This is a genomic window from Agrobacterium sp. CFBP2214, from assembly GCF_030209895.1.
GTDB lineage: Bacteria > Pseudomonadota > Alphaproteobacteria > Rhizobiales > Rhizobiaceae > Agrobacterium > Agrobacterium radiobacter.
In genome coordinates this window covers 407,123-418,489 of the sequence record NZ_JARVRC010000004.1, presented here as the reverse complement: position 1 = coordinate 418,489, position 11,367 = coordinate 407,123, and the positions used below count along the sequence as shown (strand labels likewise).

At 61.0% G+C, this 11,367-nt stretch carries 11 protein-coding genes; 9 read left to right on the top strand and 2 right to left on the bottom strand.

Features of this window, described 5'->3' with window-relative positions; genetic code table 11:
- Window positions 1-111: 111 nt before the first annotated feature.
- From QRN60_RS14470 to QRN60_RS14460, 3 genes are all read left to right on the top strand, one after another.
- A complete protein-coding gene (locus tag QRN60_RS14470; protein ID WP_111791516.1) occupies window positions 112-711 on the top strand; it encodes a superoxide dismutase in 600 nt (199 codons plus the stop codon).
- A 104-nt stretch (window positions 712-815) separates the two neighbouring features.
- A complete protein-coding gene (gene fdxA, locus QRN60_RS14465; protein WP_087746843.1) occupies window positions 816-1,151 on the top strand; it encodes a ferredoxin FdxA in 336 nt (111 codons plus the stop codon).
- Window positions 1,152-1,162: 11 nt separating this feature from the next.
- The gene (locus QRN60_RS14460; RefSeq protein WP_080867314.1) at window positions 1,163-1,723 is read left to right on the top strand and encodes a flavin reductase family protein; all 561 of its coding nucleotides are present in this window, start codon (window positions 1,163-1,165) and stop codon (window positions 1,721-1,723) included.
- A 35-nt stretch (window positions 1,724-1,758) separates the two neighbouring features.
- On the opposite strand, the gene QRN60_RS14455 is transcribed toward QRN60_RS14460, so the two are convergent.
- Window positions 1,759-2,688, bottom strand: a complete 930-nt coding sequence (locus tag QRN60_RS14455) for an AraC family transcriptional regulator (protein WP_080867479.1) — start codon at window positions 2,686-2,688, stop codon at window positions 1,759-1,761.
- 96 nt (window positions 2,689-2,784) lie between these two features.
- Between QRN60_RS14455 and QRN60_RS14450 the strand changes: the two genes are divergently transcribed.
- The gene (locus QRN60_RS14450; protein ID WP_080865043.1) at window positions 2,785-3,534 is read left to right on the top strand and encodes an SDR family oxidoreductase; all 750 of its coding nucleotides are present in this window, start codon (window positions 2,785-2,787) and stop codon (window positions 3,532-3,534) included.
- 88 nt (window positions 3,535-3,622) lie between these two features.
- Here QRN60_RS14450 and QRN60_RS14445 read toward each other — a convergent pair whose 3' ends face one another.
- The gene (locus tag QRN60_RS14445) at window positions 3,623-4,522 is read right to left on the bottom strand and encodes a glycerophosphodiester phosphodiesterase family protein (RefSeq protein WP_080864484.1); all 900 of its coding nucleotides are present in this window, start codon (window positions 4,520-4,522) and stop codon (window positions 3,623-3,625) included.
- A 150-nt stretch (window positions 4,523-4,672) separates the two neighbouring features.
- Between QRN60_RS14445 and QRN60_RS14440 the strand changes: the two genes are divergently transcribed.
- The 5 genes from QRN60_RS14440 (at window position 4,673) to QRN60_RS14420 (ending at window position 11,344) form a co-directional block, all read left to right on the top strand.
- Window positions 4,673-5,821: an ROK family transcriptional regulator gene (locus QRN60_RS14440; RefSeq protein ID WP_113101037.1), complete on the top strand. Its 1,149-nt coding sequence runs from the start codon at window positions 4,673-4,675 to the stop codon at window positions 5,819-5,821.
- Between the two features lie 203 nt (window positions 5,822-6,024).
- Entirely contained in the window at window positions 6,025-6,531 is a 507-nt protein-coding gene (locus QRN60_RS14435; protein WP_060727276.1) for a sigma-70 family RNA polymerase sigma factor, read from the top strand.
- Window positions 6,532-6,615: 84 nt separating this feature from the next.
- Entirely contained in the window at window positions 6,616-7,584 is a 969-nt protein-coding gene (locus QRN60_RS14430; protein WP_111791525.1) for a FecR family protein, read from the top strand.
- 107 nt (window positions 7,585-7,691) lie between these two features.
- Window positions 7,692-10,121, top strand: a complete 2,430-nt coding sequence (locus QRN60_RS14425; RefSeq protein ID WP_113101035.1) for a TonB-dependent siderophore receptor — start codon at window positions 7,692-7,694, stop codon at window positions 10,119-10,121.
- Entirely contained in the window at window positions 10,121-11,344 is a 1,224-nt protein-coding gene (locus QRN60_RS14420) for an MFS transporter (protein ID WP_111791527.1), read from the top strand. The genes QRN60_RS14425 and QRN60_RS14420 overlap by 1 nt, the downstream gene beginning before the upstream one ends.
- The last annotated feature ends 23 nt before the right edge of the window (window positions 11,345-11,367 follow it).

The window sequence follows — 11,367 nt, the reverse complement described above, 5'->3', positions numbered from 1 at the left end:
CGCAAAAAACCGCTTGACCTCAACCATGGTTGAAGTTCTAGACATATTGTCACCTTGTTTTCGCAAGGCTTTTTTCGTGCCCTTGAGCAAACAGTGACAAAGGAACACCCCATGGCTTTCCAGCTTCCCGACCTCCCCTATTCCCATGATGCGCTCGCCCCCGCGGGCATGTCCGAGGAGACGCTGAAGTTCCATCATGATCTTCACCACAAGGCCTATGTGGATAATCTCAACAAGGCGATTACCGGTACAGAATGGGAAAACAGGAGCCTCGAAGAGATCATCCGGGGCACCTATGAGAAGGGTGTGGTGGCACAATCCGGCATCTTCAACAATGCTTCCCAGCACTGGAACCACAATCTCTTCTGGGAAATCATGGGGCCGGAAAACCACGCGATACCGAAGGTGCTGGAAGACGCGTTGACACAGTCCTTCGGCTCGGTTGCGCTGTTCAAGCAAAATTTTGCCCTCTCCGGCGCTTCCCAGTTCGGTTCAGGTTGGGCGTGGCTGGTGGTGGATACCGACGGCTCGCTGAAAATCACCCGCACCGAAAACGGGGTCAACCCGCTGTGCTTCGGGCAGAAGGCGCTGCTAGGCTGCGATGTCTGGGAACACAGCTATTATATCGATTTCCGCAACAAGCGCCCCGCATACCTCGAAAACTTCCTCGACAAACTGGTGAACTGGCAGGCGGTCGCCACGCGCCTCTGATTTGAGCCCCACAGATCCGGCTGGTCCCGCTGCCCTGGGCGGCCGGTCGGATCAGGCGCAGCCGGACAGCCGCCGTCCGGCTGCAACTCCATTCGAGCGTCCCCATGTCCTACGTCGTCACCGAAAACTGCATCGCCTGCAAATACATGGACTGCGTGGAAGTCTGTCCGGTCGAGTGTTTCTACGAAGGCGAGAACATGCTCGTCATTCATCCCGATCAGTGCATCGACTGCGGTATCTGCGAGGGGGAATGTCCCGCCGCGGCGATCCGGCCGGATACCGAAGCGGGACTGCATGTCTGGCTCGACCTCAATCGCCACTATTCCGGCATCTGGCCGCGCGTGTACGAGAAAAGGTCCCCGCCTGACAATGCCGACATCATGAATGGTGCTGCAGCAAAACTATCAATTTTTTCAGAAAATCCGGGAGCGGGCGGGTAGCCCGGCACGTCATGTCTCATAATTTCAGGCTGATCGCCGGCGGCGTCGTCAATCACGCGCATATTCCACTGAAAGCCTGCGCGTCTGCGATGATCTCCCCGCGTGAATTCAAGGATTCCATGGCCGGCCTTGCCTTCACCGTGGCTGTGGCCACGGCCGCCCACGCCGGAGAGCAGGTCGGGCGAACAATCACCTCCTTCATGCCGCTCAGCGCTGAGCCGCCGCTTCTGATGATCTCCATCGACGCCAGCAGCCGCATGGTAGATCTCATCGCCGCAAGCAGGCGCTTCTCTGTTTCGGCGCTTGCCAGAGGGCAGGAAGAAGTTGCCGACGTGTTTGCGGGAAAAGGCAACCTGCGGGACCGGTTTTCCATCGGCTGCTGGGATATCTGGCCTTCAGGAAACCCGAGGCTTGCCGATGCGCTGTTATCCATGGATTGCGAACTTGTCGGTTCCATCGATGCCGCAGACCACATCCTGTTCCTGGGCGGCATCATCGAAGCCGTCAAAAATCCGCTGAGCAAAGCCCTGCTGTGGAGCGAACGCGCCTATTCCGCCCCTCCCTCGCGATAAACCGGGACGACCCTTATCGCCATGACCGGCAACTGCTAGAGAAAAATTGCCTGCTGTCGGCGTCTGTCGCCATTTGCGCGGGCAAAGATGCCAGGAGCGACACCGTTTCTTTTGCGGAAAGCGGTGCTGAATGCGCTGGCGGATTCATAACCGATCTCCTCCGCGATATGATCGAGGGACTTTACCCCGCGCATCAGCGCGTCTCTGGCAAGCGCCATCCGCCAGCGGGCCAGATATTCGATCGGCGCGCAGCCGAGCATTTCATTAAAACGCGCTGCGAAAGCCGAGCGCGACATGCCGGCGATCCCGGCCAGTTCGGCCACGGTCCAGTTCGCACGGATATTGGCGTGCATGGCGGACAATGCGCGGGCAAGCCCGGGCAAACGCATCCCCTTCACCAGCCCCGCCGGAATTGCCTCGCTGCCCGCGTTCGGCCGACGCAGCACTTCAACCAGCAGAACCTCCAGCATGCGCCGGATGATCAGCTCTTTGCCCGCATCCTCGCGCACGCATTCTTCCGACAGCAACTCGATCAGGCGCGCCAGCCGGGATGCTCCGCCCTCGCCCGCCGGTACATGGATCAGGTCGGGCATCAGCGACAGCAGAAGCGCCGCATTGACCCGCTCGAACATGAAGCTTCCGCCTAGCGCGACAAAATCAGGCTCCCCTTCCTGTTCACCATGCCGCACCGCCCGGCCCTGCGGCTCGACCGGAATAGAGTCGACGTCGGGATCGCTGCAAAGCGAGAAGGCGGGCGTGGAGGGTAAAAGCAGGAAATCACCCTTCGTCAACCGCAGGGGCTCCCGGCCATCGATCATGACCCATGCCGCACCGGCAAGAACGACGGCAAAACCCGGCGCGCCATAGGCGTGATAACGCACACCCCAACGGCCCCGGCCGGAGATTGGCTTTGAAACGGCGGCGCTGGGCCGTAAGAGATCGATGATATCGCTAAGAGGATCCACTGTCTGGACGATCAATAATGAATTACGGTGTCCAGAGCATACATCATCCAGAACACATCGTCTATGTCAGGTCATATCGAATAATGGAGACTTATGATGACCAAGACGATCCTCATCACCGGCACCTCATCCGGCTATGGCAAGGCGACCGCCGAATTTTTCCTCTCGCGTGGCTGGAATGTCGTTGCGACCATGCGGCGTCCGGATCCCGATCGCTTCGGCGGCAATAATGACCGGTTGCGCGTCCTGCCGCTGGATGTGACGGACGGGCAAAGCATCGCGGCCCTGATCGATGCGGCAGGTCCGGTCGATGTGCTGGTGAACAATGCCGGCATCGGCATGGTCGGCGCTTTCGAAGCAACGCCAATGTCGGCAATCCGCACGATCTTCGACACCAACAGCTTTGGTGTGATGGCAATGACGCAGGCGATCATTCCCCAGATGCGAAAGCGCCGGTCCGGCGCGATCATCAACGTCACATCCAGCGCCACGCTCGCGTCCTTTCCGCTCGCCGCCGCCTACACCGCCAGCAAGCAGGCAATCGAAGGTTTCTCCGGTTCGCTTGCCCATGAGCTCGGTCATTTCAACATCCGGGTGAAGCTGGTGGAACCGGGCTATGCACCAACCACCCGTTTCACGACAAATGCCATCCTTCCGCTGGAAGAGCTGCTGCCGGACGATTACATGGACTTCGCAGGCCCAATTCTCGAAGGCTTCGCCAAACCGGCCATGACGACCAGCGAACAGGACGTCGCCGAAGCGATCTGGAGCGCCGTTCATGATGTGTCCGGCCAGCTCCGTTTTCCCGCTGGCCCTGACGCAATTGCGCTGGCTCAGGCGGGGTGACGTCCGATAGCGACTTCACCGTGTGGCGATAGCGTCGAACAAGCGAAGGACGTGCTTCGTCGCTTGTTCGACGGTAGCGACGGCGCCTTCAAGGCGCTCGTTCATCGTGCCCATGCTTGCCGGCATCCATCTTCAGCCAGCTGGCGAAAGCTTCGACCTCATCCGTCTGGATCGCACCGACGCCGGCCTCGGCGAGTGCGCCCCACACCGCCTCCGGTTCTTTGAGCGCCCGCGTATCGTTGAAATCGAGGCAATGGGCGACATCCAGCGTGTTGATCCACAACCGGATATTCTGACGCTCCATCTCGGCACGGCCTTCGGCCAGATCGGCAATATCGGTGAATTTCACCTCGATCATCGGCGCCTTCAATGCCTCGATGCGGCGCAGATCCTCGGCAAACCTGCCCTTTCTCACCGGAAACATCGGCATATGCGGGATCTTGCCGAACCAGTCCGTATCGAGCACCTCGAAACGGCTGGCCTCAGGATCGATATCGGTCTTCACCAGCACCTGGTCTTCAACACCGAGCCGCAGCACGGTTTCCATGACTTGCGGCAGATCGCGGGTGAATTTGATGTCGATATTGACGGTGATCTTGCCCCGTGCCTCTTCCAGCAGTTCTTCCAGTGTCGGCACACATTCATAGGTCACGTCAGCCGCATCGCCACCCGCGCCGGCCTTCAGCCTTGCTGCGCGAACCACCTCGAAAGGCAGCGCGCTCACGGTCCCCTTGCCCGTCGTGGTGCGGTCGAGCGTTTCATCATGAATGACGACCAGCCTGCCATCGGCCGTCACCTGCGTGTCGATCTCGATCATCTCGACACTCGCCGCAACCGCGGCCCGGACGGAGGCAAGTGAGTTTTCTGCCGTAGCAGTCCAGAAACCACGGTGGGCGATGGTCAGGATGGCCGGATTGTCGCGCGAGCAGAGTGCAAGCACATTGCAGGGATTGGAGGTATTTCGGGAGGTAGCGAGGGTTCGGTGCATGGGTCGACTTTCAGGTTTCATGGTCGGCTGATTTTGTCGCCTTCAATTAATACACATAAAGCGTATTATTTATGACAAGGGCTGGGAATAATGTCCCCGTGTACCAAAGCCCCGTGTTGCCGCCGCCCCGCACAGCCGTTATCCAAGGCCATGACAACAGATCAGACGCCGCACCAGAGCTTCGACCGCCAGCCGCTTGCCAGCGAGAATGAGCGTCTTATTCTCGATATCGTCCGTCGCCACGGCCCCATTGCCCGTGCATCGATCACCGGCCACACCAACCTCACGCAGCAATCCGTGCACCGGTTGATCGAAGGTCTGCAGGAGCGCGGGATTCTGCAAACCGGCGCGCCGCTCAAGGGCACGCGCGGCCAGCCGAGCCCGACAATCGAGCTGGTGCCGGAGGCGGCCTATTCGCTTGGCATTTCCATCAACACCGACTCCGTGGTGATCTGCATCGCCGATTTTCGCTGCGACGTGATTGTCGAGGAAAAACTTGACATGCTTCCGGAGGACCGGGAGGAGACGCTCGCCGCCTTGTCGCTGGCCCTGGAGCGGTTGCTGGCGGAACGCGGCATCCCGCGCAAGCGTCTGCTTGGCCTCGGTTTTTCTATGTCCGGCTTCTTCGTGTCGGAAGACCGCGCCTTTAATGCGCCGGAACCTCTGCGCGACTGGTCGCTGATGGACCTGAAGCCGATCCTTGAGAAACGGTTCCGCCTGCCGGTCTGGCTGGAAAACAACGCCACCACTGGCGCGATCGGCGAAAGCCTGCGCGGCGTCGGCTCCTGGTGCCAGACCTTCGCCTATCTGTCCTTCAATTACGGTTTCGGTGGTGGACTGATCCTTGGCGGCCAGCCTTTTCACGGCTTTCACGGCAATGCCGGCGAATTCAGCGGCATATACAGCCCGGACGAAGCGCCCAAACGTCCCGCCCTGCAATATCTGATCACCACCCTGCAGAAAAACGGCGTCGACATCCATTCGATCGAGGCGCTTTACCAGCAGTTCGACCCCGCATGGCCGGGCGTCGAGGAATGGCTGACCGAAACCATGCCGCAGGTGGACCGTCTGGTGGCGAGCCTGATCTCGGTTCTTGATCCGCAAGCCATCGTCTTCGGCGGGCAATTGCCGCACGCGCTGGGCCAGATGATGATCGAACGCACGCACATGCCCTCGGAGCGCGAACACCGTTACGGCGTCGGCCCGAAGGAGGCCAAACTGGTTCTTAGCGAAACGGTCGGCGATCCCTCTGCAATCGGCGCTGCGCTGCTGCCGCTCAGAGTCCGCTATTTCCTGTAGGCTGGCCCAAGCGGCCTGATGTAATCCCGCAACAATCATCACGGAAACGTGAGGCAAATTTGGCCCCCGGGTTTTTACGGGCTGGCAGCAAAGGCCCGATGGCAGTAAACATGATCATAATAATCATGTTTCTTGCGATATGAGGCGGCGCGTATATTCGCAGCCGCATCATGCGACAAGCCAATACGTCACCGGGTCGATTGATGAGCAAAGCCCTGTTACAGGTTCTCGATGCCGAGGAGGAAAGCCGCCTGATGCGGTTCTTCCGCCGGCGACTGCAGAACCGGGAAGATGCCGCCGATGCCATGCAGGAAACCCTGCTGCGGGCGCTGGAAGTCTCGCATGCCACGCTGATCGACAATCCGCAGGCCTATCTCTTCCAGATCGCCCGGTCCGTCGCCCGCCTGACGGCCATTCGCCAGTCGCGCGAGCGGCCGTTATTCGCCCCTTACGAAGCGGGTTTTGCCGTTGCCTGCGAAGAGCCGGGGCAGGAACGGATCGTCGCCGGACGGCAGCACCTGATTTTGATGGCACGGGCCATCGAGGCCCTGCCGAGACGCTGCCAGCAGGTCTTCGTGCTCAGCCGCCTGCATGGCCATTCCAATGGCGAGATCGCCACCCGGCTCGGCATTTCCCGCAACATGGTGGAAAAACACATTATCAAGGCGCTGCTGCACTGCCGTCAGGTCCGCGTGCAAATAAAAATGTAAACCTGCATCAGGTGTTCGCATCCTTTTTCACTCTATAAGGGAAAAGGAATACACATCAGCACGCAACAAACGGCAGATCAGGACATGAATGAGCGCCCGGACGGTCTGAAGGATGACGGCTTGACCGATGACGGTCTGGCCGAGGAGGCCGCGCTGTGGGTGGCGCGCATGCAATCAAAAGATGCGACGGAAGCGGAGCGCGCGGCGTTTCATGTCTGGCTGCGGGCCGATGCCGCCCATGCTGCCGCCTATGAGGAAATGCAAAGCCTCTGGGGAGAACTCGCCGAGATCGATCTTGCGCCGGCCGAGCGGCAAAAACGCCGAGGGGCCCGCCGGGCGATGCTTGCGGGCCTGGCCGGTCTCTGCCTCATCGGGCTTGCGGCGCTGTTTGCGGAAAAAAGCGGATTAAAGGACCGCTGGCAGGCGGATTATTACACCGGCATCGGCGAAACGCGCGTGCTGGCGCTGGAAGACGGGAGCCGTATCAGCCTGAATACCGACACGGCAATTGCCGTCCATTATTCGCAAAAGGAACGGCGCATTACCCTTCTTCGCGGCGAGGCCTATTTTGATGTCGCGAAAAATCCGGAGCGCCCCTTCATCGTGGAGGATGGAGCGCTGACGGCAAAAGCGCTCGGCACGCATTATTCGGTCCGTACCGGCAATGGCGCACTGCCGCAGGAGGTGCAGGTGGAGGAAGGCCGGGTGGAGGTGACGACAGGGGCCGAGGTCGCCGTGCTCACGCCCGGAGAGGCCGTGACCCTTGGTGGCGACGGCAGGCTGGTGCGCGCCCGCAAGGATGTTGCCAACAGCATGGCATGGCGAGAGGGCAAGCTCGTCTTTTCCGGCCAGCCATTGCGTGAGGTTCTCGATATTCTCTCGCAATATCGCCGGGGTCGTATCGTCATTCTCGATGAGGCGGCGGCGAAACAGCGCGTTTCCGGCATTTTCGACCTGAAGGATACGGATCAGGCGCTCATCATTCTCGAAGAAAGCCTTCCCGTTTCGGTATCACGGCTTTCCGGAATGCTGGTTTTCGTGCGCTCCAGATAAAAATAACTTTTTTGCGGCTCCGACGTCAGGAGGCGGCCCGCCTTTTCACTCTAGGCAATCAGGACCCGTTTCAGCGGGCGGCATGATCACGAGTGAGAGGGAATGACATGAATTTGGGCAAGCAGGCGCGTGGCTGGTTCTGGCTGACGACGACGGCGATCATAGGCGGTATCGTCGCGGCAGGTCCGGGCGCCACGACCGCCAGCGCGCAGACACCGCCGGCCGCAAGCGGCGCATCCGCGACCGTCACCGTCTCCATTCCCGCAGGGCCGCTGGAAAACGCCATCCTCAGCTTTGGCCGCCAGGCCAATCTGCGCATGGTCTACCCCTCCGCGATCACCAGAGGCCGCAGCACGGCGGGCGTCAAGGGCACGCTCAACGTATCGGCGGCCGTCAGCGGGCTTCTCTCCGGATCGGGGCTGAACTATGCGCTGGCCGGCGGCAATACGGTTCGCATTTTCGATCCCGCCGGCCAGACCGGTGAAGGCGGCGGTTCTGCCGCCGCCGGCAGCACCCTGCTTGCGCCAATCACCGTGCAGGGCACCGGCCTTGAAGGCGCCAGGGGCATCATCGAGAGCAATGGCTATGTCGGCAAATCCGGCCGCACCGCCACCAAGACCGATACGCCTGTTGCCGAAACCGCGCAGTCGATCACCACCGTCAGCCGCAAGCAGCTCGATGATCTGAAGCCGCAGAACCTCTCCGAAGCGCTGAACTACACGCCCGGCGCGCGCATCGGCCAATATGGCGCGGAGCCGCGCTTCGACGCCTTCAAGGTGCGCGGCACCGATCTCAGCACCACAGGCATTTTCCGCGACGGCCTGCGGCAGGTCAGCAGTCAGAACGGCAGCGCCCGGCTTGAGCCCTATGGCGTGGAAGCCGTTTCCATCCTGCGCGGCCCGGCCGCCTCCATCTATGGCGCAAGCAGCTCCGGCGGCATTGTCGATATCATCTCGAAGCGCCCGACGGAGGAGACATTGCGGGAGGTGGAGCTGCAATATGGCTCCTACGGCCGCGTGCAGGGCGCTTTCGATCTTTCCGGCGCTGTCGATGACGAAAAGACCATGCTTTACCGCCTGACCGGCGTGGCCCGCGACGGACGCAACGAAATCAGCGCCATCAAGGACGACCGGCTGTTCATCGCGCCGGCCTTCACCTTCCAGCCGGATGCCGGCACCAAGCTGACACTGCTCGGCGAATATATGGACAGCACCACCGGCGGCACCTGGGGTTACATCAACAACTACGGCAGCGACGGCAAATCAACCGGCGCGACGCCGGTTTATGGCGGCGATTCCCGTTTTAATGACTTCGAGCAGAAACAATGGCGTGTTGGCTATGAGTTCGAGCACGAAATCAACGACAATGTCACCTTCTACAGCAAGGCGCGTTACTCCGCCCTTTCGGCCGACCAGCAATGGGTCTTCGCCAATTATCCCGGCATCACCATCGAGGATAATGAAGGCGTTTCCGCCGATAATTACCTGAAGACCGAATTCGACACCGGCCCGGCGAAACATACGCTGCTGACGGGTATCGACTTCAGCCACATGTCCTACACATCGAAACAGGGCAACGGCGCCAGCCCCTTCACCGACACCTTCACCTATGTGCCTGATGTGTCGCTGATACTGAAGCAGAGGATGAACACCCTCGGCATCTATGCGCAGGATCAGGTTGAAATCGATCGCTGGCGCCTGACGGCCGGCATCCGCCACGACTGGCTGGATACAGAATATCAGTCCCAGACCGCGGGTGCGGCAGCGGCTCCCACCTATGATGGCGATGAAACGAAAACGACGGGCCGCGCCAGCCTCGGTTATGTCTTCGACAGCGGCGTGATGCCCTACGTCAGCTACGGCACCTCCTTCGTCGCCAATCCGGGCGTCATCATCACCACGGGAACGGTCACCGGCCAGGCGCAGCCGACGGTCGGCAAGCAATATGAACTCGGCGTCAAATATGCCCTGCCGCAATATAACGCTTTGCTGAGCGCCGCCTTCTTCAATCTCGATCAGGACAATGCCACGGTCTACGAAACCTCGTCCGGCATCAACCTGCTGCGGCAGCTCGACCTGCGCTCGCGCGGGGTGGAACTGGAAGCGACCGCCTCGCTCGACAATGGCTGGAGCCTTATCGGCTCCTACTCCTATAACGACGTCGAAATCACCAAGCTGACGTCGGAAACAGTTGGCAGGCAGCTCAATTCCTCGCCCTACCACACCTTCTCGCTCTGGGCCGATTATGAATTCCAGGGCGGCGCGCTGGAAGGCCTCGGCATCGGCGCGGGCCTGCGTTACGTGGGATCGAGCTTCGGCGACAACCAGCACACGCCCATTCTCGACAATGAATCCCGCACCTTCGTCGATGCCTCGCTGCGATACGATCTCGGCAAGGCCCTGCCCTCGCTGGAAGGTGTGAAGCTGCAGGTCAACGCCACCAACCTCCTCAACGAGGTCAAGCAGGTCTGCACCACGGGCTTCTGCTATTACGACGAGGGTCGCAAGATCGTCGGCAGCATCCGGTATCGTTTCTGATGCTGCAGCAGAACCCCCTCGCAGCAAGACCGTCACCCGCCGCCGTCTTCGTGGCGGTCGGCGGGCTTTATGTCGGCCAGAGCGTCATTGGCGGGCTGACCTTTCTCGGTCTGCCCGCAGTGCTCAGAACCGCTGGCCTGCCGCTGGACCAGATCGGCCTGCTTTATCTCGTCGTTCTGCCCTGGGCGCTGAAATTCCTCTGGTCGCCGCATGTGGAGCGTTACCGCCTGCCGCCGGTCGGCAGGAACCGTTCGCGGATAATCGTCGGCGCGGGCATCGCCGCCTGCGCCTGCGGCCTCGCCACCCTCGCCTTCACCGGCCCTTCGCCGGTCTCCGTCGCAATCGTCATCCTGTCGGTGATCGCGCTGGTGACCGCGACGGTCGATATAGCCTGCGATGGTTATGCGGTCGAAACACTGGCGGCCGAACATCACGGCTGGGGCAATGCCGCACAGGTGGGCGGCTCCTATCTCGGTTCGGCCATCGGCGCGGGCCTTTTTCTGGTGCTGGTGGAGCGGTCCGGCTGGACGAGCGCCACGCTTGTGATGGCCGGACTGGTCATCCTGCTTGCCCTGCCCTTCCTGTTCGGCCCGGCGGCAAAAACGGTGGTGCAGACGCGGGATCACCTGCCCTCCATCAGAAACGCGCTGAAGCGGCGCGAGGTGCGCACCGGCCTTCTGGTCGCGGCCGTTTATGTCGCCGCACAGAAATGGGGGCTCGCTATGCTCGGCCCGTTTCTGGTCGATTATGGCTTTGATCTAGCCACCATCGGCGCATTGAATGGTGTCGGCAGCATGATTATCGGTTTCGCCGGTGCGCTGCTCGGCGGCACGCTGGTCAGGCTTTACGGCGCATCGCGGGTTCTGCTCGTCGCCATCTTCGTACAGACGGCGCTGCTCTGCGTCTTCGCCTATTTCAGCGTCCATCGCGACGTTTCGCAATGGGTGGTCATGGCGGTTGCGGTAGCAAGCTCCTCGGGCATCATGTCCATCGGCTTTGTAGCGCTCTACGCCTGTTTCATGGGCTGGTCAGACCCACGGCAGGCCGGGGTCGACTTCACCCTCTTCCAGTGCATGGACGGCATCGTCAGCATGGCGGGCGGCCTGGGTGCCGGCGCGATTGCCGAAAAATTCGGCTATCAGGCCTCCTTCGCGCTTGCCGCCATCGTTTCCGTGCTCGCCGCACCCTTCATATTCCTGCTGATGCGGCGGCAGAATTCCTGAAACGAGACCCTTTCGGGCGCGGC

Excerpts from the sequence above, each read along its gene's own strand:
- QRN60_RS14425 (WP_113101035.1), top strand. The coding sequence starts at position 7,692 with ATGAATTTGGGCAAGCAGGCGCGTGGCTGGTTCTGGCTGACGACGACG.
- QRN60_RS14430 (WP_111791525.1), top strand. The coding sequence starts at position 6,616 with ATGAATGAGCGCCCGGACGGTCTGAAGGATGACGGCTTGACCGATGAC.
- QRN60_RS14445 (WP_080864484.1), bottom strand. The coding sequence starts at position 4,522 with ATGCACCGAACCCTCGCTACCTCCCGAAATACCTCCAATCCCTGCAAT.
- QRN60_RS14435 (WP_060727276.1), top strand. The coding sequence starts at position 6,025 with ATGAGCAAAGCCCTGTTACAGGTTCTCGATGCCGAGGAGGAAAGCCGC.
- QRN60_RS14440 (WP_113101037.1), top strand. The coding sequence starts at position 4,673 with ATGACAACAGATCAGACGCCGCACCAGAGCTTCGACCGCCAGCCGCTT.
- fdxA (WP_087746843.1), top strand. The coding sequence starts at position 816 with ATGTCCTACGTCGTCACCGAAAACTGCATCGCCTGCAAATACATGGAC.
- QRN60_RS14460 (WP_080867314.1), top strand. The coding sequence starts at position 1,163 with ATGTCTCATAATTTCAGGCTGATCGCCGGCGGCGTCGTCAATCACGCG.
- QRN60_RS14470 (WP_111791516.1), top strand. The coding sequence starts at position 112 with ATGGCTTTCCAGCTTCCCGACCTCCCCTATTCCCATGATGCGCTCGCC.
- QRN60_RS14450 (WP_080865043.1), top strand. The coding sequence starts at position 2,785 with ATGACCAAGACGATCCTCATCACCGGCACCTCATCCGGCTATGGCAAG.
- QRN60_RS14420 (WP_111791527.1), top strand. The coding sequence starts at position 10,121 with ATGCTGCAGCAGAACCCCCTCGCAGCAAGACCGTCACCCGCCGCCGTC.